This window comes from Streptomyces sp. NPDC033221 (assembly GCF_055577005.1).
Window position 1 is genome coordinate 257404 of sequence record NZ_JBVIQN010000003.1, and the last position, 19750, is coordinate 277153.

The window sequence follows — 19750 nt, forward strand, 5'->3', positions numbered from 1 at the left end:
ATCCTCGCACCCCCGGGGCCGCGCGGGTCAGGGGGACCGGCGCCGGCGGAGGCGGCGGGCCGCCGTCACGAGGAGCGCGCCGGCGGACAGGAACACCAGGGCGGCGGCTCCGATACGGGGCACCCCGGGCGAACCGGTGTCGGCCAGGCGGGGCGGTGGGCCGGGGCGGGCCGGGGCGCCGGTGGCGGGAGGTTCGGCCCGGGGGACGGCCGCGCCCTCCACAACGGCCGCCGGGGCGACTGCCGTACGGGCGGCAGTCGTCGCGGTGGCGGCGTGCGCCGATGGCGTGGTGATCAGGAGGGTTACGGCCAGCAAGGCCGCCGGAAGGGTGGCGCGCAGCAGTGCGCGGGGCGGACGCACGGGCATGACGGACGCTCCTGCTCGATCGGCCCGGAGCCGGTGTCCCGTCCCCGGCCCGCGGCGGGCGCCCGGCCAGGACTGTGGGCACCGGCTCTCGGGCGACGGGGACCACACCAGGCCGCTCGTATGACCGGTCGGCTTCGGACCTTGCCATGTACGGCCGTCACCGTGGCTCCGACACCGCCGGTGCGGCTCCCCGGTCGCCCGAATGCCGCGCGTTCAGCGCAGTTACGCGCCCGTTCCGGCTCCGAACGGGGTGCCCGGGGACCCGAACAGCGGAGCCAGGACGAGTTGCGCCGCGCCGTCCGCGACCGCCCGCGCGCCGCCCTCGGCCAGGGCCACGGGGACCGCGGGCGTGCCGCCGTCGCCGCGCGTGCGGGCCTGTTCGGCCAGCGCCTCGGCCACGCCGCGTACGTATATGCCGGGACAGGCCAGCACCGTACGGCCGCCGAGCAGGACCCTGTCGATGTCGAGCAGTTCCACGAGGTTGGCCGCGCCGACGCCCAGGATGCGCGCCGCCTCGGCGGGCTCGCCGCGCGCCGCCCGGTCGAGGCACAGCGCCTCGACGCAGCCGCGCTTGCCGCAGCCGCAGGGCGGGCCGTCCAGTTGCAGCACCTGGTGGCCGAACTCCCCCGCGCCGGTTCTGGCCCCCCGGTACAACGCGCCGCCCAGCACCAGGCCGGCGCCCAGGCCCGTACCGAGGTGCAGGTAGCCGAACGAGCCGCGGCCGCCTGGCGCGCGCTGGGCGAGCCCGAGCGCCGCGGCGTTGGTGTCCTTGTCCAGGACGACGGGCAGGCCGAGCCGTTCGGCGAGGGTGTCGCGCAGCGGGAAGCCGTCCCACTCCGGGAAACCGGTGACCCGGCGCAGCACCCCGGCCGCGTGGTCCAGCGGCCCCGGGCAGGCGGCGCCGACGCCCAGGACGCGGGGCGAGCGGGCTTCCTCCGGCAGCGCGGCGAGCTGTCCGGCCACCGTGTCGAGCACGGCGCACGCGCCCGCGCCGAAGTCGAGCGGGGCGGTGCGCTCGGCGACGGTACGGCCCGCGAGGTCGGCGAGGACCGCGGTCAGCTCGTCGCGGTCCAGGTGCAGCCCGATCGCGTACCGGGCTTCGGGGACCAGGCACAGCACCGTACGCGGCTTGCCGCCGGTGGAGGCGCGCCGGCCCGCCTCGGCCACCAGGCCGTCGGCCCGCAGCCGGGCGATGATCTTGCTGACGGCCTGGGGCGTCAGCCCGGTGTGCGCGGCCAGCTCCAGCCTGCTGACGCCCGCCGGGCCCGCCGTCCGCAGCAGGCCCAGGACCAGTGCGGTGTTGTGGCCGCGCAGGGCGGGCAGGCCGGCTCCGCCGCCGGGCGGGGCGGAGGCCGCCGTGGAAGTCGATGCGGGAGCCGGTGTGGAGGCAGGGGCAGGTACGGAGTCGGGTGCGGCGACGCCCGGCGGCGCCGGGGCCGGGGCGGCGACACGTTCTGCGGGGTCGTTGCTGGTCACCCGTCCATTGTCCGTATTGCTTGCACTTTGGCAACAGCGTTGTTTAAGTGGGTGGCATGAACGACTCCCCCGGCACACCGCTCCGCGTCGGCCTGATCGGCTACGGCCTGGCCGGCTCGGTCTTCCACGCCCCCCTGATCGCCGCCACCGACGGCCTGGTGCTGGACACCGTCTCCACCCGCAGCCCGGACCGGCAGGCCCGGGCTCGCGCCGCACATCCCCAGGTCCGTACGGTCGCCACCCCCGACGAGGTACTGGCCCGCGCCGGCGAACTGGACCTCGTCGTCATCGCCTCGCCCAACAAGACACACGTCGCCCTCGCCAAGGCCGCCCTGGACGCCGGGCTGCCGGTCGTCGTCGACAAGCCGCTCGCCGGGACGGCCGCCGAGGCCGACGGACTGGCCGGCCTCGCCGAGCAGCGCGGCCTGCTGCTCTCCGTCTTCCAGAACCGCCGCTGGGACAACGACTTCCGCACCGTGCGCAAACTGGTCACCGAAGGCGCGCTCGGCGACGTACAGCGCTTCGAGTCGCGCTTCGAACGCTGGCGGCCCGAGCCCAAGGGCGGCTGGCGCGAATCCGGCGACCCGGCGGAGATCGGCGGCCTGCTGTACGACCTCGGCAGCCACGTCGCCGACCAGGCGCTGGCCCTGTTCGGGCCGGTCACCCTGGTCTACGCCGAGTCCGACGTACGCCGCCCGGGCGCGGAGGCCGACGACGACACGTTCCTCGCCCTCACCCACGCCAGCGGCGTCCGCTCCCACCTGTGGGTCAGCGCGACCACCGCCCAGCTCGGCCCGCGCTTCCGGGTGCTGGGCAGCCGCGCGGGTTACGTGAAGTACGGCCTGGACCCGCAGGAAGCGGCGCTGCGCGACGGGCGGCGCCCGGGCGACGACCCGGCCGGCTGGGGCGTCGAGCCGGAATCGGCGTGGGGCCGGATCGGCTCCGGGGAATCCCCGCTGACCGGCGGCGGCGACCCCGTACCCACCCTGCCCGGTGACTACCCCGCGTACTACGCCGCCGTCGCGGCAGCGCTGCGCACCGGGGGCGAGCCGCCAGTGAGCGCCAGAGAAGCAGCGGACGCGCTGCGCGTCCTGGAAGCGGCGAAGACATCGGCGGCCGAGGGCCGCGCGGTACGGATCGAGGAGTCGGCATGAGCGGCACGAACGGCGTGACCAGCATGAACGGTACGGGCAGCACAGGACTGCCGCACGGCCTCGACGAGCGCGAGGCGGCCCGCCACCAGATCCGCGAACTGGAGGAGCAGGAACGCCGCCTGGTCCTGGACCGCTTCGGCAACGAGGACGCCTGGCGGCTCGGCTGCCTGCTGACGGAGCTGGCGCGCGAGCGCGGCGCGGCCGTGACGGTGGACATCCGGCGCGGCGCGCAGCAGCTGTTCCACTGCGCGCTGCCGGGTACGTCGGCGGACAACGACGCGTGGGTCGAGCGCAAGTGCCGCGTCGTCGAACGGTACGCGGAGTCCTCGTACCTGGTCGGCGCCCGCTTCCGCGCCAAGGGCCGGACCTTCGAAGAATCGTCCCGCCTCGACCCGGACCGCTACGCCGCGCACGGCGGCGCCTTCCCCGTACGGCTGCGCGGCACGGGAGTCGTCGGCACCATCGCGGTCTCCGGCCTCCCCCAGGGCGACGACCACGCACTGGTGGTCGACGCCCTGGGGCGCTACATCGAGCAGCAGCCGGCGGACTGACCCGGGGGTCAGCCGGAGCGGCGGCGGGTGCGGATGATCAGTACGAGCACCACACCACTGACGACGGCGGCCGCTGCCGCCCCGATGAACAGCGGGTCCTGGAAGGCACCACCGCTGTGGGCCAGTTGGTCTCCGTCATCCGTTGGCCCGGGGCTCGGTACGGGGCTGGGTACGGGGCTGCCGGATGGGGAGGTCGTGGGGTGCGGGGTGGGGGTTGGTGATGGGGGCTCGGTCGGTGACGGGGGTGCGGTCGGCTCGGTGGGGGTGGGGGTCGGTGACGGAGACGCGGTCGGCTCGGTCGGGGTCGGTTCCGGGGTGGGGTCGGTGGGCTCCGGGGTCGGGTCGGTGGGGTGCGGCGTCGGCTCCGTCGGGGACGGGGTCGGCTCGGGGGGAGTCGGCGACGGCGGCCGGGTCGGCTCCGTGGGGGACGGGGTCGGTTCGGTCGGCGTGGGGGTGGGAATCGGCTCGGTCGGGGATGGCGTCGGTGACGGGGTCGGCTCCGTGGGTGACGGGCTCGGCTCTGTGGGCGACGGGCTCGGGTCCGTCGGAGTCGGTGACGGCTCGTCCGTCGGTGACGGTGACGGCTCCGTGGGTGACGGGCTCGGCTCGGTCGGCGACGGACTCGGGTCCGTGGGCGACGGGCTGGGCTCCGTCGGGCTCGGCGACGGTTCGTCCGTCGGCGACGGCGACGGCGTGAGTGATGGGGTGGCAGTTTGCGTGGGTGTCGGGCTCGGAGCGCGGCAGTCCGGCAGGTCTCCGTTGAACGGGTAGTTGTGCATCTCCGCGCCGGATGTCGAGGTGTGCACCAGCGAACCGGCCGTGAAGAAGCGGCCGTTCATGCCCGGTACCGACACCGTCGTCGTACTGCCCTGCCTGCCGACCAGCACACTCCCCTGGAACTGCGCGCCGCCCTTGAACTCCACCGTGTTCGCGTCCGGGAAGTTCCACAGCAGGCGCTCGCGGATGCCGGGCGGCTGGAGGTCGTGCCCGATGTGGGTGTTGATGGTGCGGGCGTCGCCGAGCATGTTGACGAGGACGGTCGCGCCCGCCGGGATACCAGCGAAGGTGATGCCCTGCGCGCCGCCGTTGCGGCCCATCAGGTCGAAGTCGACGTTGAAGACCTGGAGGGCGGACGTGCCGTCGCCGGTGAAGACCGTCGCGTAGCCCTGGTTGACGGCGGTGCCGGTCGCGGGCCGCTGCCCGTCCCCGGTGCGGGCGTAGCACCGGCTGCTCGCCGTCAGGTCGGGCACCAGCCCGCGGTACGGGTCGGCGACGCCCGGGCGCTGGTCGGCCTGGGGAATCACCGTGCCGGTCAGCCTGCCTTCGTACGCGACGACGCCGTGCGTGCTGCCTTCCTCGGCGAGCAGCCGCTGGCCGGGGGCGATGGTGACGTCGCCGCCCACGGTCAGGAAGTCGGAGCCGTTGGGCGGCGTCACCCGGGAGCCCACGGCGATGCCCACGTTGTAGACGCTGGACCCGCCGGTCTTGTTCATCTCGAAGCTGCCGAGGGTGACGACCTTCCCTTCGGCCTCCGCGGCCGAGCCGCCGACGCGGAAGTCCCCGCCGACGAAGACGTTGATGTTCTCGTCGCGCCCGGCGACCGGTCCGTTGTTCGGATCGTCGTACGAGGACGGGCACGCGCTCCCCCGGCACGGGCCGAGGCCGTCGGGCAGCGGCGCCGCGAAGCCGAACGCCGCGAACAGGCCGAGGAGCAGGGCGGCCACGGCTCCCAGTGCGGCGGCACCCACCACATGGGACCGTTTTGTCTTTTTTGCAGGCATATACGCACTATGTGCGCAGGTCGGTCGGGCAGCCGGACAGCCCGCACCCCCGCACGGCGAGTCCCCCTGTCCAGCCGACAGCCACCCGCCGACCGCCCCTGCCCGCACCGGCCCGCCCGTACCACCCCACCCGCACCGGCCCGCGCACCTGAGTCCCCGTCAGGACGGTGTCACGTCCCGGCTGGACTCTCGCCCGGCCCTGTCAGGCCCCCTTCAGCTCCTGCCGCTGCCGCCCCAGGCCGTCGATCTCCAGCTCCACCACGTCACCGGCGCGCAGATACGGCTTGGGCTCCGGGCAGCCCATCGCCACGCCCGCCGGGGTACCGGTATTGATCACATCGCCCGGGTACAGGGTCATGAACCGGCTCACGTAACGGACCACTTCGGCCACCGGGAAGATCTGCTCGGCGGTCGTGCCGTCCTGCCGCAGCGTGCCGTTGACCCAGAGCCGTACGCCCAGCGCCTGCGGATCGGGCACCTCGTCCGCCGTCACCAGCCACGGGCCCAGCGGGTTGAACGTCTCGCAGTTCTTGCCTTTGTCCCACTGGCCGCCGCGCTCGATCTGGAACTCCCGTTCGGAGACGTCGTGCGCGATGGTGTAGCCGGCGACGGCGGCGCGGGCCTCCTCGTCGGTCTCCAGGTAGCGCGCGGTACGGCCGATGACGACGGCCAGTTCGGCCTCCCAGTCCGTCTTCACGCTGCCGCGCGGCACCAGCACCGTGTCGTCGGGGCCGACGACCGTGTCCGGCGCCTTCAGGAAGACGATCGGTTCGGCCGGGACGGCGGCGCCGGTCTCGCGCGCGTGGTCGTGGTAGTTCAGCCCGATGCACACGATCTTGCCGATCCGGGCGACGGGCGGCCCCGTGCGCAGACCGGCCGGGTCCAGGCGCGGCAGTACACCGGCGGCAGCCGCCGTCCGGATCCGCGCGAGGGCCGGGCCGTCCGCGAGCAGCGCCCCGTCCACGTCCGTGATCAGCGACGACAGATCGCGCAGTACGCCTTCCTCGTCGAGCAGCGCCGGGCGTTCCGCCCCCACCGGACCGACTCGCAGCAGCTTCATCGGTACAACTCCCGTGGTCGAAGGGTCGGTCCGGGAGGGCTCTCCCGGACCGGCCGATGGGGACGGCCATCGAGCGATTCGGACGATCGTCCAAGAACAGTGTCCGCTCCGCAAGACCCGGTTCACGTACTGGACCATTACCCAGTGGTACGGGCCGGGGGCGCGACTCCCTTCCCGGCCCCGGGCGTACGGTCCTCCCGGCCGCCCCGGGGGTCACGGTCCCGGTGCAGCAGCGCCCGCTCACACGCCGTCCACGCCGTGGTCGTCACCAGGTAGAGCGCGGCCGCCAGCGGCAGCACCGCGACGCTGACCAGCGTCCCGAAGGACAGCAGCGGCAGCACCTTCGTCATACCGGCGAGTCCGGGCACCGCGCCACCGTCGCCCGCGCCCGCCTTCCCGAGGGCCGCGACCGGCGCGGGGTTCCGCGCCATCGCCGTACGGGCCCGCCGGTAGTTCCAGGTGGCGACGGCGGCGACCAGCACGAACAGCGCGAGGTAGACCCGGCCGTGGGGCCCGAACACCCCGCCGTCCGCGACGGCCTGCGACCAGTGCCCGCCGAGCGGCGCGCCCAGCAGCGTGTGCCCGAGCAGACCGCTGCCGTCGCTGGTGAACAGGTGGTACATGACGAAGAAGACGGGCAGTTGCAGAAGCGCCGGCAGGCAGCCGGCCAGCGGGGAGGAGCCGGTCTCGGCGTAGAGCGCGGCCGTCTCCTCCCGTAGGCGCTGCGGGTCCTTCGCGTGCTTGCGGCGCAGCTCGGCCAGGCGTGGGGCGTGCGCGGAGCGGGTTTTCTCGCCCCGGGCGGCGGCACGGGCGAGCGGGTGCAGTACGGCACGTACGCACAGGGTGACCAGGATGATCGCGGCGGCCGTCGCCGAGGCGCCGAAGAGCGGTTCGATCAGGTCGGCGGCCTGGGACAGCGCGCCGCCCAAGGCGGAGAAAACGGACATGGGTGAGCCCTCCACGGGGTCTCGTCGTGCCGGGATACGGAATCGGCGTGACGAGCCGCGCGGGGCCGGAGACCCCGCAGAATGCGAGGTGAAAGGCGCCTACGCGGCCGTCGGGAGGGGACGGTCGGGCGCCCTGGGGCGCGGGCGGCCCGCGGCGTCGGGGTCGCGTTGCGGCAGGAAGGCCGTACGGCGTTCCCGGTCGCGCAGGGCGGTACGGATGCGGCCCGGCGGTTCGGGCCGGGCGAGCGCGGCGGCCAGGAAGGCGCGGCACAGCAGCAGTACGGCGGCGGTGGCCGCGGCGGAGGCGAGCGCGGGAGCCAGCCCGCTCTCGGCGAGGAGGAGCCCGGAGAGCAGGAAGAACAGCGCGCCCACGTACAGCCGCCAGGCTTCGGCGCAGCGCTGCATGTGCTCACTCACCTCTTCCTCAGGGCGGGTCGCGGGCTCGCGGCTTGTGTGACCTACCGCCGGTGTCCGCCCAGAGTAACGGTGGCACGGCCGTACCGGTTCCCGGCCCCGGACCCGGCCCGTGCGGGGCAGGCCCGGGACCGCACAAGGCGGCGGCCCCGGAGGGGAGCCCGGGGCCGCCGCGGTCATGGTGCGCCCGTCACAGTCCGTTGACCCGGGCCTCCCTGGCCATGCCCAGCGGACGGATGGTGGAGGCGACGGCCCGCGCCCGGCGGCCGGCCCGCGAGCGGTAGCGCCGTACATGGGCCATCAGGCGACGGCTGCGCAACGCCATCTCCAGCTCGAAGCGGGTACGCGGATCCCGCAGCGCGGGCCCGAAGAGCTTTTCGATCTGCCGCAGGCGGTACCGCACGGTCTGCGGGTGCACTTGGAGCACCTTGGCCGCTTCGGGCGCGCCGCCGCCCTCCAGCCAGGCCAGCAAGGTGACCTCCAGGCGCTCGCTCTGCCGGGGTGTCAGGTCGTCCAGCGGGCTCAGCCATCGGGAGGACAGGGCCCGGGCCAGCGATTCGTCCTGGAGGAGGAGCAGGGCGGAGAGGTGGTCGTCGACGAAGGCCGGGCGCGTGTCGGGGCCGCCGCGGCCGGGTGACAGTGCGAGCAGGGCGCGGGCCCAGCGCAGTGAGGAAGCGGCGTCGCCCGCCGGTACGGCGTGGCCGACCGCCGCCGCCCGGCCCTTGAGCGCGGCCTCCAGCCGGGCCCGGGTCTGCGTCCCGGGGTCGGGGACCAGCAGGCAGGTGTCACCGTCGACGGTGCCGATGAGGGCGTCGCCGAGGGCGGCGGCCAGCTGGGGGACTTCGGCGGGCGAGGCGAGGGCGATGGCCTGGACGAGCGCCGGTACGGGCCAGCCGGCACAGCGGGCCACCTCGGCGAGGGCGACGTCGGAGACGTCCTTGGCGCCGGAGAGGGCGGCGAACATCTCCCGGCGGGCCGGCGCCACCGGCAGCGGGGTGACGACGAGGTCCTTGGGCCGCCGGACGCGCTCCGCGGTTTCCTGGTAGCCGAGCGCCACCAGCATGGCCTGTTCCACGGCCCACCGGGTCTCTTCGGCACCCGTTTCCGCGAGAAGTGCGGAAAAGGCGGGAAATCCGCTCCGCAGTTCCTCAGTCACCTTCCCGGCGAGCGCCGGGAGTTCCTTTCTCAGAACGCGGGTCCATTCACCACGGGGGCGTGACCAGATGCGGTTCAGGAGATCACACATCGCTACCTCGTTCCTGGCGTGATGCGGAGGGGGGTAAGGCCCTGCTTGCCCGGAAGCACCGTGAGCAGGGTGCGCACCGTGCGGAAGTGCTTCGAGCGGGAAGTGCATCGTGCGGAAGTGCATCGAGCTGTGGTCGTGCGGTGGTTGTGCGTGGTGTGCGGTGGTGCGCAGTGATCGAACGGTGGTGTGCGGTGGTCGTGCTTGGAGGGGCACCATCCGGAGTTACCTGGCGTAACTTCGATGCCGGTGCAGGAATTTGTCACAGCGCGATAAACCGGAGGACGGTCCGGCGGCGTTCCGTGATGCTGCTGCTCACCCCCGATCACCGCCTATGGCGCATACCTTTGCGCGCTTCCCCGGCGGGGACACGGCGCATAAACCGTGGCGCATATCCCGGCGGCCCGACCGGCCCGCCCTTCCCACGTCCGCCGCCGGCAATTGGCCCCACCCCCGTGCCCCTGTTCCCCCACGCCCTCCTTCCCTCCCCCGCCCCCTCTCCAAGGAGGCCCGATGCCCGCATCCCGCTTGCGGACCGCCCTGCGCCCGGCCCTGCCGGCCGTCGTGCTGCTCTTCCTCGCCGTGGCCGCCCAGGTCGGCGCTCCCCAACAGGTGCTCGCCTTCCTGGACTTCGGCGCGGGCGTCCTCGCCCTGGTCTCGCTCACCGGAACCGTGCTGTGGGGCCTGGCCGCCACCGACCGACTGCTGCTGCACTCCGGCCACCGGCTGGTCGCGCAGGCCGTGCACCGCGGAACCGGCGTCGCCGGGCTGGGATTTCTCGCCCTGCACATCGGCGTGAAGATCGCCCGCGACCGGACCAGTGGCACGGCCGCCGCGGTGCCGTTCGCCGACGACGGCCGGCCGCTGCTCATCGGCCTCGGCACGCTGGCCGGCTACCTCTTCCTCGCGGCGGCGGTGACCGGCGCGGTACGCGGCACGTTCACCTCGCGCCGCGGATCGCGGTGGTGGCGGGTGCTGCACATGGGCGCGTACGTGGCCTGGTGCGCGGCACTGGTACACGGCCTGAAGACGGGCCGCCCGGCCGCCGGCTGGGTGACCGCCGGGTACATGCTGTGCGTCGCCGGGGTCGCGGTGGTGCTCGTCCTGCGGCTGCGGGCACCCCGTAACGGAACGGTGCCGGGCGGCCGCCCACCGGGAACGGACACCGGCGGGCCACGGGCCCCGGCCCACTCCGCCCGGCACCACCGCGGCACACGGCCATGACCCTTCGCTACGCGCGCAGATACCGCCGGGGCCCACCGGTACGTGCACAGATGCCGCCGGTACGCCTGCGGAGCCGCACAGCGCCTGCGGGGCTGCACCGTCGCGCCTACGGGGCCGACTTCTGTGGCCCCCCGAATGCCCCAACGTCTCAACGAACCAACGGAGTTCCCGTCATGACGCTTCTAGCGCAGGCCACCACGATCCCGCTGCCCGTCATCGGCCGCGCCCCCGCCGACGGCCACGCTCCCACCGACGGCCGCGCCCCCGACGACAGCCGCGTCCCCGCCGTACCCGTATCCATACCCGGTCCCGTTCCCGGCCCCGGCCCCCTTCCCGTTCCCGGTCTGGCTGTGCTCGGGGTGCCTCGGCTGCTGGGCGGGCTGGACGGGGCCGAGCGGCTGGACCGGGTGGCGCATCTGACCCGGCACGGCAGCCCGCCCGATCTGTCGGCGAGCGAACTGGTGGCGCTGGCCGAGGACACCGGGCTGCGCGGCCGGGGTGGTGCGGGGTTCCCGTTCGCGCGGAAGCTGAGCGCCGTGATGGAGGGACAGCGCCGCGCAGACGGGCGGGTCGCGGTGGTCGTCAACGGCAGTGAGGGTGAGCCCAGTTGTCTCAAGGACACGGCGTTGCTGCTGTACGCGCCGCACCTGGTGCTGGACGGTGCGCTGCTGGCCGCGCGGGCGCTCGGCGCCGAGGAGGTCGCGATCGGGGTGACCCGCGCGGACGTGGCCCGGTCGGTGCGCCGGGCGATCGCCGAACGGGGCCCGCTGTCCACGCCGGTCCGCGCCGAACTGCTGGCGGAACGTTTCGTGACGGGCGAGGGCACCGCGCTCACCAACGGCCTCAACCGCGGCCCCGGCCTGCCGTCGGGCCGTAGGGTCCGCTCCAGCGAACGCGGCCTCGGCGGCCTGCCCACCCTGCTCTCCAACACCGAGACGTACGCCCAGCTCGCCGTCGCCGCGCGGCTGGGCGCCCTCGGCTACCGCGCCACGGGCGACCCCGCCGAACCCGGCACCGTCCTGCTGACCGTGGCCGGCGAGCGGGTCGTGGAGGCCCCGACCGGGGTGCCGCTCGCACGCGTCCTGGCCCTGTGCGGGCTCGGCCCCGGACAGGGCGTCCTGGTGGGTGGCTATCACGGCACCTGGCTGTCACCGTCCGCCGCAGGTACGGCCCTCCTCAGCCGCGACGACCTGGCCGCGTACGGCGCGGTGCTCGGCGCGGGAGCGGTACTGCCGCTCCCGGAGGAGACCTGCCCGGCAGGCGAGACCGTACGGGTCGCGCGCTGGATGGCTGCCGAGTCAGCAGGACAGTGCGGGCCCTGCGTCCTGGGTCTGCCCGCGCTCGCCGACGCACTTGGCCAGGCGGTCGGCGGTGGCGGGCAGCGCGCGCTGGACGCCGTACGGACCCGGATGCGGGCCGTGGAACGGCGCGGCGCGTGCAGCCACCCCGACGGCACCGCGCGGTTCGTCGCCTCGGCGCTGACCGCCTTCCCCGACGAGTTCGACGGGCACGCCCGCGGCACCGGCTGCGGCCGCCCGGTGCTCGGCGCGCTGCCGGTGCCCGGCGAGGCGTACGGCCCCGAAGGCGCGCCCGGGCCCGGCAGCGGGCGGCAGGGCGCGGGCGGCAGGGCGGCCACGTCCGCCGCCCGGACCCGCGCGCCCGAAGAGCGGCTGCTCGTGGACTGGACGCTGTGCCGGGGCCACGGCCTGTGCGCCGATCTCGTACCCGGCATGGTCCGGCTGGGGCCGGACGGTTACCCGGAGCGGGCCACGATGCCGCTGCCCGCCCGGATGCGCCGCCGCGCGCAGCTCGCGGTACGGCGCTGCCCGGCGCTCGCCCTGCGCGTCCAAGGCGGCGAATGACCCGTACGGCACGTGGAGGCTCGTACCGGCACCCACGGACACGTGCGGGCACGCACGGGCCCCGGGCACGCACGGGCACGCACCGGCATCGAATCTGCCCGGTCCGGACGCCGCTTCGGCGCGGTTCCTGTCTGCCGATGACAACTTCCGTCCCGCCTGAACACCCGCTCCCCACCCCGCGTACCCCGCAGACAACACCCCCGGCACGCCACCACCCGCCCCTCCCGAAGGAGACACCCATGACCCCGCAACCTCACGCCCACACCAACCAACCCCGCCCCCGCACCACCCAGCCCCGCCCCGCCGACCCCCGAACCGACCGCCCCCGCCCCGCCGACCCCCGCCCCGCAGCCCGCCGCCCCGACCCCCAGCGCCGGCACGCCGCGCTGGCGGTGGCGGCCGCCGCCGTCATGGCGCTCACCACCGCCTGCGGCTCCGGTGACAACACCAATGCCGCGCCGGTGGCCAACGACAAGGTCCAGGCGGGCAGCGGCAGTTCCGCCGGGTACGGGTCGGGCAGCGACGGTGGCGGTTACGGCACCGGCAAGGGTCAGGCCGGCGGTGACGGTTACGGGTCGTCGGACGACAGTTCCCGGCCCGCCGCGCAGGGCGCCCCCGCGCAGACCCTCGCCCTGCGCCAGTCCCCCGAACTGGGCCCCGTCGTCACCGACAGCAAGGGCATGTCCCTGTACCGCTTCGACAAGGACACCGCGAAGCCGCCCAACTCCGCCTGCGCCGGAGCCTGCGCGACGACCTGGCCCCCGGTCCCCGCCGACGACGCCACCGCCGCCTCCGGCATGGCCGCGAGCGCCCTCGGCTCGGTCACCCGCGCCGACGGCACCAAGCAGCTCACCATCGGCGGCTGGCCCGCCTACCGCTACGCCAAGGACACCGCCCCCGGCGACACCAAGGGCCACGGCGTCGGCGGTACCTGGAACGCGTTCGCCCCCGACGGCAAGAAGGCCACCGCCGGGCCGGCCGCCGACGTCTCCGTCTTCGACCAGCCCAAGCTGGGCAAGCTGCTCGTCGACAAGGAGGGCCGTACGGTCTACCGCTTCAACAAGGACAGCGCCTGGCCGATGAAGTTCGGCTGCAACGGCGCGTGCCTGGACACGTGGAAACCCGTCGGACCGGCCGACAAGAGCAAACTCGAAGGCATCCCCGGGAAGCTGATCAGCACCGTCACCCGCCCCGACGGCACCAAGCAGCTCGCGGTCGACTGCTGGCCGGTCTACACCTTCAGCGGCGACAAGCAGCCCGGCGACGTCAACGGGCAGGGGAAGATGGGCACCTGGTTCGCCGTCTCCCCGGAGGGCAAGAAGATCACTTCGCCGGCGACGGGCTGACCCCGGCCGCGCCGCCTCCCGACGCGCCGTCCCCCGGCGCGACGGCCGCGCCCGGACCGTCCTCCGGGTCCAGGTCCGACGCCAGCACCTCGGCGTCCGGCCGGTCGTCCACGGGCCGCGGGCCCAGCCAGGTCACCGCGAGCGCCACCACCAGGTTCACCGCGAGCGCCACGATCCCCGCGTTCATGCCCCACACCGGGTCGTGCTCGGTGAAGACCAGCCCGCAGACCACCGCCAGGCCCACGACCAGGCCGCTGACGGCCCCGTACAGCGTCAGCCGCCGCCACACCAGCCCCAGCAGGATCATCGGTACCAGCTGCGCCATCCCCTCGTACGAGATGAGCGAGAGCCGTACGAGGGTGTTCGGCGCGGTGTACGTCAGCAGCAGCGCCAGCGCGCCCGCCACCACCACGACCAGCTGCGACCACAGCTTCTGGCGGTTCGCCAGCCGGGGTACCGCGCCCAGCACGCTCCTCCCCCACATCGTGCCGATGACCAGCATGAACACGGCCATCGGCACGATGGAGGAGAGCGCCGCCGCGACGCCGGTGACGCCCACCAGCCAGGCCGGCAGCGAGTCCACCACCAGCTTGAACAGCGCCAGATTGGAGTCCGCGCCGGTCAGCCCCGGCACCACGAACAGGGCCGCCATGCCCAGCAGCATCGGCACGAACAGCAGCACGTTGTAGAACGGCAGCAGCACCGCGTTGCGCCGCAGCGCGTCGGCGTTGCGCGCGCCCAGGTAGCCCGCGACGGTCGTCGGGAAGATGACGACGGTCAGCGAGTTCAGCAGGGAGGTGGTGATGAACCAGCCCTGGCCCAGGCCGCCCGACTCGTGGCCGGGGAAGGTCAGCCACTGCGGCTTCTCGGCGACGATCCGGTCCAGGAAGGGCCCGTACCCGTCGAAGTAGTGCAGCGGTACATACCCGGCGAGGAACGCCAGCGTCGCGATGACCAGGATGTCCTTGAGGACCGACACCCACGCGCTGCCGCGCAGCCCGCTGACCACGACGAAGAGGGTGGTCACCGCGAAGCCGATGAAGTAGGCCCAGTTCAGGCTGATCGCCCCGTAGGAGATGGTCGTCACGACCACGCCCATACCGGTGATCTGGAGCTGGATGTACGGCAGCAGGCAGACGGTGGCGAGGATCGCCACCGCCGTGCCGAGCCAGCGCCGCCCGTAGCGGTGCGCCACCAGGTCGGTGATGCCGACCAGGCCGTGCCGGCGGGCGTACGACCAGAGCATCGGGCCGACGACGAAGCCGAGCGCGTAGCCGCAGGACATGTACGCGAGGACGTACAGGACCGGGGCGCCGAAGTTGTAGCCCCAGCCCGCCGCGCCCAGGTAGCTGAAGCTGGTGTAGCTCTCGCCCGCCATCAGCACCCAGATGAAGACCGTGCCGAGGCTGCGGCCGCCCACCGACCATTCGGCGAGCCCGCCCTCGCGGCGCCCGCCGCCGCGGACCGCCAGCAGGCCCAGGGCCAGCGTCAGCACCATGAACGCCGCGAAGATGGAGGTGGCGATGGTGGCGTTCATGCCGCACCCCGCTCCGCGGTCCGGCGCGCCGCACGCTTGCGGTCGCCGCGCCAGGCCAGCCACACCGACGCGGGCGTCAGCAGGGTGGCGAGCAGCATCCAGAAGACGAGGAAGGGCAGGCCGAACACGGTCGGCGTCACACGGTTCACCAGCGGCAGCACGCCGAGGTAGAGCACGTGAGGGACCAGGAGCCACAGCAGCGTGGGACGTTTCAGCACAGTCGATGAGCCTATCGGGGCGCCGCGCCCGTCAGACGGCCCCACACCACCAGCCGGTAAGCGGAGGAGTACTCGGGCGTGCAGGTCGTCAGCGTCAGGTAGGCGCGCGGCTCGGTGTAGCGGTGGGCCGGGTGGGCGGTGCTGTACGGGACCGGGGCGGTGACCGTGCCGTCGGCGGGCGAGGTGCGCGCCAGGATCCGGTCGACCGCGTACGTGTAGCGGACGGCCGCGGTCACCACCTCCACCGTGTCGCCGGGCCGCAGCCGGTTCAGGAAGCGGAACGGTTCACCGTGGGTGTTGCGGTGCCCGGCGAGGGCGAAGTTGCCCTGCTCGCCGGGTTGCGCGGTGTGCGCATAGTGGCCCGCGTAGCCCTTGTTCAGGACGGCGGACCTGCTGGTGCCCTCGGCGACGGGAACGGTCAGGCCGAGGCGCGGGATGCGCAGCACCGCGTACGCGGCGTCCCGGCGCGGGCGCGGCGGCGCGGACCGCTCCAGCGTGCTGCGGAACTCCTGGCTCATGCGGATGCCGGGCCGCCCGGGGGCCGGTGCGGGAGCCGGGGAGGCGGCCGTGCCGGGCGGTGGTCCGCCGGGCGTCGGTTCGGCGGACGGCGGGCGCTGCGCGTCCCACTGCCGTTCCAGCCGCGCCACCTGGTCACGCACGCCCGCCTGCGCCTGCCGGTTCGTCCAGTACAGCTGGTGCACGACCAGCAGCAGGACGACCACACCGAACGTCACCGCCAGTTCAGCGCCCGCCCACAACACCCGTACAGCGCGCGGCCGCCGCCGTCGCTGCCCCTGCACCACCACCGGTATCCGCTCGCGCACGCGGTGCACGGTAGGGCCTGGGGCGTGAAACATCCATGGCCGCCGCCCCGCGCGCTACCCTCCGAGCAGCCGCGACACCGCGTAGATGCACAGCCCGGCGAGCGCGCCGACGACCGTGCCGTTGATCCGGATGAACTGGAGGTCGCGCCCGATGTGCGCCTCGATCTTCTTCGAGGTGTGGTCGGCGTCCCAGCTCGCGACGGTGTCGGTGATCAGCGAGGTGATCTCGTCGCGGTACGTCGTCACGACGTACACCGCGGCGCCCTCCAGCCAGCCGTCGACCTTGTTCTGGAGCCGCCCGTCACGGGCCAGCCGCTGCCCCAGCGACAGCAGGGCCGACCGGGTGCGCTGCCGCAGTTCGCTGTGCTCGTCCTCGGCGGCGGCCACGATCATGGTGCGTACGGAGCCCCACGCCGAGGCGATCAGGTCCTGCACCTCGCCGCGCCCCAGCACCTCCGACTTCAGGCGCTCCACCCGCTCCCGGGTGTCGGTGTCGGACTGCAGGTCGCTCGCGAAGTCCTTGAGGAAACGGTCCACCGCGCCGCGCGCCGGATGTTCGGGCATGTCGCGCATCTCGGTGACGAAGCGCAGCAGCTCCTTGTAGACCCGCTCGCCGACCTTGCGGTCCACGAAGCGCGGCGTCCAGCCGGGGGCGCCGCCGGAGACCGCCGTCATCACGGAGTCGCTGTGCGAGGTCAGCCAGTCGTGGGCCCGTACGCAGATCAGGTCCACGACCCGCCGGTGCCCGTCGTCGGCGACGACCTTCTCCAGCATCTTGCCGAGGCCCGGCGCCACCTCCTGCGCGTCGGCGCGGCGGGTGATCGCCTCGCCGACCACCGCCTGTACGTCGGAGTCGCGCAGCACAGTCAGCGCGCCGCGCAGCGCGGTGGACAGCTCCGCCGTCACCCGGTCGGCGTTCCTCGGTTCGGCGAGCCAGGCGCCCAGCCGGCGGCCGATGCCGACCTTGCGCAGCCGCTGCCGGACCACCTCGCCGGACAGGAAGTTCTCGCCGACGAAGTCGCCGAGGCTGACCCCGAGCTGGTCCTTCTTCGTCGGGATGATCGCGGTGTGCGGGATGGGCAGCCCCAACGGGCGCTTGAACAGGGCGGTGACCGCGAACCAGTCGGCCAGCGCGCCGACCATGCCCGCCTCGGCCGCCGCCGCCACATAGCCCGCCCAGCCCCCGGCGCCGGCGGCCTTGGCCAAGGTGGCGAGGGCGTAGATCAGCGCCACCCCGAGCAGCAGGCCGGTCGCCAGGGCCTTCATCCGCCGTACGCCGCGCCGCTTCTCCTCGTCGGCGGGGCTGTACGGGAAGCCGCCGGGCGGCACCGGGCCACGGAAGCGGCCCGTACCCGTGTGTGCGCCGCCCGTCGGTGTGCCGCCCGGTCCCGCGGCCGTATCCGCACCGGGGACCACGTCCGTCTTCGTCCGTTCCATCCGCTCCACCCGCTCGAACCCGTCAGCACCGTACGTACAGGCATATGCCCTGCTTCATGCCGGCCGTGCGTTCAACTGTGTCCTACTCCGGCAACGAACCACGAGTTCCCCGATCGCCCGGCTCTTAGGGCGCCGGGCGGGCCAGTCGGCCCGCGTGGCACCATGCAGGGGCCGATCGGACCGCAACGGCGCCGCTGATCACACGCTGCCCTGTGCCCGCCCGGAGCACGCCGCTCCGCCTGCCCCAGGAGACTGTGCCCACATGTCGACAAAAGTGGGCCGCGCCGTGCTCGCCGGCCTCGCGGCGCTGGTGGCGCTCGTCATCACCGCGGTCCTTCTCAGCACCGGGGACGACGGCACCCAGGACTCCGCGGGAGGCGACCGTCCGCCCGCCCCGCCACAGTGGGCCGGTACGTGGTCGGCCGCCGCGGCCGCCGCCGAGCCCGGTGCCCTCGACGGCTATGCGGGCCGGTCCCTACGCAACCTCGTGCACACCAGCATCGGCGGCACCAGCGCCCGCATCCACCTCTCCAACCTCTACGGCACCCGCCCGCTGCCCGTCAGCCACGCCTCCCTCGCCCTGGCCGCGGTGCCCGGCGAACCGGCGGCCACGCCCGGCACCATACGGCGGCTGGCCTTCTCCGGACGGCCCGCCGTCACCATCCCGGCCGGCGGCGCGGTCACCAGCGACCCGGTCCGGCTGACCGTCCCGGCCGCCGCCGACCTCCTCGTCACCACCTACTCCCCGGCGCCCTCCGGACCCGTCACCTACCACCCGCACGCCCGCCAGACGTCCTACCTGGCACACGGCGACCGGGCCGCGGACACCACCGGCGCCGCCTACACCGAGAAGGTCACCTCCTGGCGCTACCTGACCGGCGTGGACGTCCGCGGCCCGCACACCGAGGGCAGCGTCGTCGCCATCGGCGACTCGATCACCGACGGCAACACCTCCACCCCCGACACCAACCACCGCTGGCCGGACTTCCTCGCCGCCCGGCTGCGCGCCGAGCCGGGCGCGCCCCGCTTCGGCGTCCTCAACCAGGGCATCAGCGGCAACCGCCTGCTGACCGACGCGAACCGCTGGTCGGTCAGCGGCGGGCCGAGCGTGCTGTCCCGGCTGGAGCGCGACGTGCTGTCCCGAGCGGGGGTGCGGGCGGTCGTCGTCGAGATCGGTCTCAACGACCTGTTCAAGTCACGCCACCGGCTCGCCCCGGAGGAGCTGGCGGACGGGATGCGGGAGATCGTGCGCCGGGCGACGGCGCGCGGCATACGCGTCGTCGGCAGCACGCTCACCCCGTTCGGCGGCCACCGCGGCTACCGGCCGGAGCTCAACGCCGTACGGGAGGCCCTCAACGCGAAGATCCGCGCCGGGGAGGTCTACGGGCAGTACGTGGACTTCGACAAGGCGCTGCGCGACCCGCACGACCCGCTGCGGATGCGGCCCCGCTACGACTCGGGCGACCATCTGCACCCGAGCGACGAGGGCTACCGGGCGATGGCCCGGGCGGTCGGCCTGCGGCAGCTCAAGGGGCCGGCGCGGGCGGCGCTGTGAGCCGCCGGGGCGTCTCCCGGGCCGCGCGCGCCGTCAGTCCAGCTCCTTGCGCCAGCGATCCGTCACCTCGGGCCCGCGCGGGTCTCCCGGAAGCTCCGGCGCCGCGCGCCGCTCGCGCTCCAGCCTGATCCGCTTCTTCTCCAGCTTGGACAGTTTGCGCCGGACACCGACGCCGCCCATCATCGCGAACCCGGTGATCTTCACGCGCGGCGCGCCCGGGTCCCCCGGCTCGCCGTCGCCGTTGTCGAAGCCGCCCATGAAGCCCCAGCCGGTCACCTGCACCTCAACGCCCGGCGGCACCACGACGTCGATGCCGCCCATGAGCGCGAAGCAGCGCACCGTGATCTCGGCAGCCTCGAAGTGCGCGTCGCGCAGGTCGATCTCGCCGCCCGCCTGGAACACCCCCGCGGTGAAGGTCCGCGGCGCCGTCCAGCGTCCCTTGCGGGAGAAGCCGCTCCAGAAGGCGAAGGCCCCGCGGGAGGACGGCTCACCACCGATCCGCTCCCGCCAGCCGGTGATCTCGGATCCGGCGGCCCGGGTGTCCGGCGCGCCGCCGTCGAACGTCTGCGGCAGGTCGGCGACCAGCGGCCGCAGGGCGCCGATCGTGCGCGCCTCGTACGTCGCGGTCAGCCGCTCGTCGAACTCCTCCATCGCCAGCCGCCCCTCGGCGAGGGCGTCGCGCAGGATTCCGGCGACCCGGTCGCGGTCGGCGTCCGATGCGCGCAGCTCGGGGAGTTCGTCAGTCATACGAACAG

18 protein-coding genes are annotated in these 19750 nt (G+C 74.1%); 6 read left to right on the forward strand and 12 right to left on the reverse strand.

The annotated features are described in order from the left end of the window. Window positions 1-27: 27 nt before the first annotated feature. Together ACZ53K_RS05175 and ACZ53K_RS05180 are read right to left on the reverse strand one after the other, a co-directional pair. Window positions 28-366 carry a hypothetical protein gene (locus ACZ53K_RS05175; RefSeq protein ID WP_468832170.1) on the reverse strand — a complete coding sequence of 113 codons (339 nt, stop codon included), beginning with the start codon at window positions 364-366 and terminating at the stop codon, window positions 28-30. A 222-nt stretch (window positions 367-588) separates the two neighbouring features. Beyond that, entirely contained in the window at window positions 589-1689 is a 1101-nt protein-coding gene (locus ACZ53K_RS05180; protein ID WP_468832352.1) for an ROK family transcriptional regulator, read from the reverse strand. Window positions 1690-1898: 209 nt separating this feature from the next. Here ACZ53K_RS05180 and ACZ53K_RS05185 point away from each other — a divergent pair, with 209 nt between their 5' ends. Next, complete coding sequence (locus ACZ53K_RS05185; protein ID WP_468832171.1) at window positions 1899-2996, forward strand: Gfo/Idh/MocA family oxidoreductase; 1098 nt, start codon at window positions 1899-1901, stop codon at window positions 2994-2996. After that, on the forward strand, window positions 2993-3547 hold the full coding sequence (locus ACZ53K_RS05190) for a heme-degrading domain-containing protein (protein ID WP_468832173.1): 555 nt from the start codon (window positions 2993-2995) through the stop codon (window positions 3545-3547). Before ACZ53K_RS05185 ends, ACZ53K_RS05190 begins: the two co-directional genes overlap by 4 nt. 8 nt (window positions 3548-3555) lie before the next feature. Here the strand turns inward: ACZ53K_RS05190 and ACZ53K_RS05195 are convergent, their stop codons facing one another. The 5 genes from ACZ53K_RS05195 to ACZ53K_RS05215 all read right to left on the reverse strand — a co-directional run bounded on the left by ACZ53K_RS05195 (window position 3556) and on the right by ACZ53K_RS05215 (window position 8824). Continuing rightward, on the reverse strand, window positions 3556-5328 hold the full coding sequence (locus tag ACZ53K_RS05195; protein WP_468832174.1) for a choice-of-anchor A family protein: 1773 nt from the start codon (window positions 5326-5328) through the stop codon (window positions 3556-3558). Between the two features lie 202 nt (window positions 5329-5530). After that, window positions 5531-6388 carry a fumarylacetoacetate hydrolase family protein gene (locus tag ACZ53K_RS05200; RefSeq protein WP_468832175.1) on the reverse strand — a complete coding sequence of 286 codons (858 nt, stop codon included), beginning with the start codon at window positions 6386-6388 and terminating at the stop codon, window positions 5531-5533. 137 nt (window positions 6389-6525) lie between these two features. Then, complete coding sequence (locus tag ACZ53K_RS05205; RefSeq protein ID WP_468832176.1) at window positions 6526-7335, reverse strand: YidC/Oxa1 family membrane protein insertase; 810 nt, start codon at window positions 7333-7335, stop codon at window positions 6526-6528. A 99-nt stretch (window positions 7336-7434) separates the two neighbouring features. Continuing rightward, window positions 7435-7740 (reverse strand): DUF6412 domain-containing protein, encoded by a 306-nt coding sequence (locus tag ACZ53K_RS05210; RefSeq protein ID WP_468832353.1) that lies wholly within the window; start codon window positions 7738-7740, stop codon window positions 7435-7437. A 199-nt stretch (window positions 7741-7939) separates the two neighbouring features. Next, window positions 7940-8824: a PucR family transcriptional regulator gene (locus tag ACZ53K_RS05215; RefSeq protein ID WP_468832177.1), complete on the reverse strand. Its 885-nt coding sequence runs from the start codon at window positions 8822-8824 to the stop codon at window positions 7940-7942. Window positions 8825-9505: 681 nt separating this feature from the next. On the opposite strand from ACZ53K_RS05215, the gene ACZ53K_RS05220 reads away from it, so the two are divergent. The 3 genes from ACZ53K_RS05220 to ACZ53K_RS05230 all read left to right on the forward strand — a co-directional run bounded on the left by ACZ53K_RS05220 (window position 9506) and on the right by ACZ53K_RS05230 (window position 13424). Further along, window positions 9506-10216 carry a hypothetical protein gene (locus ACZ53K_RS05220; RefSeq protein WP_468832184.1) on the forward strand — a complete coding sequence of 237 codons (711 nt, stop codon included), beginning with the start codon at window positions 9506-9508 and terminating at the stop codon, window positions 10214-10216. 173 nt (window positions 10217-10389) lie between these two features. Further along, entirely contained in the window at window positions 10390-12078 is a 1689-nt protein-coding gene (locus tag ACZ53K_RS05225) for an NADH-ubiquinone oxidoreductase-F iron-sulfur binding region domain-containing protein (protein WP_468832185.1), read from the forward strand. Window positions 12079-12317: 239 nt separating this feature from the next. Continuing rightward, window positions 12318-13424, forward strand: a complete 1107-nt coding sequence (locus ACZ53K_RS05230) for an SCO0930 family lipoprotein (protein WP_468832187.1) — start codon at window positions 12318-12320, stop codon at window positions 13422-13424. Here ACZ53K_RS05230 and ACZ53K_RS05235 read toward each other — a convergent pair. The 4 genes from ACZ53K_RS05235 to ACZ53K_RS05250 are packed head-to-tail and all read right to left on the reverse strand — an operon-like array spanning window position 13402 to window position 17440. Next, complete coding sequence (locus ACZ53K_RS05235) at window positions 13402-14961, reverse strand: sodium:solute symporter family protein (RefSeq protein ID WP_468832188.1); 1560 nt, start codon at window positions 14959-14961, stop codon at window positions 13402-13404. The genes ACZ53K_RS05230 and ACZ53K_RS05235 overlap by 23 nt on opposite strands. Then, window positions 14958-15179, reverse strand: a complete 222-nt coding sequence (locus ACZ53K_RS05240) for a DUF3311 domain-containing protein (RefSeq protein WP_468832189.1) — start codon at window positions 15177-15179, stop codon at window positions 14958-14960. The genes ACZ53K_RS05235 and ACZ53K_RS05240 overlap by 4 nt, the downstream gene beginning before the upstream one ends. An 11-nt stretch (window positions 15180-15190) precedes the next feature. Next, complete coding sequence (locus ACZ53K_RS05245; RefSeq protein ID WP_468832190.1) at window positions 15191-16003, reverse strand: class E sortase; 813 nt, start codon at window positions 16001-16003, stop codon at window positions 15191-15193. A gap of 54 nt (window positions 16004-16057) precedes the next feature. Further along, window positions 16058-17440, reverse strand: coding sequence for a DUF445 domain-containing protein (locus ACZ53K_RS05250; protein ID WP_468832192.1), 1383 nt, complete (start codon window positions 17438-17440; stop codon window positions 16058-16060). A 262-nt stretch (window positions 17441-17702) separates the two neighbouring features. Here ACZ53K_RS05250 and ACZ53K_RS05255 point away from each other — a divergent pair, with 262 nt between their 5' ends. Next, on the forward strand, window positions 17703-18995 hold the full coding sequence (locus ACZ53K_RS05255; RefSeq protein ID WP_468832193.1) for an SGNH/GDSL hydrolase family protein: 1293 nt from the start codon (window positions 17703-17705) through the stop codon (window positions 18993-18995). A gap of 33 nt (window positions 18996-19028) precedes the next feature. On the opposite strand, the gene ACZ53K_RS05260 is transcribed toward ACZ53K_RS05255, so the two are convergent. After that, window positions 19029-19742, reverse strand: coding sequence for a DUF1707 SHOCT-like domain-containing protein (locus ACZ53K_RS05260; RefSeq protein ID WP_468832194.1), 714 nt, complete (start codon window positions 19740-19742; stop codon window positions 19029-19031). Between the last annotated feature and the right edge of the window lie 8 nt (window positions 19743-19750).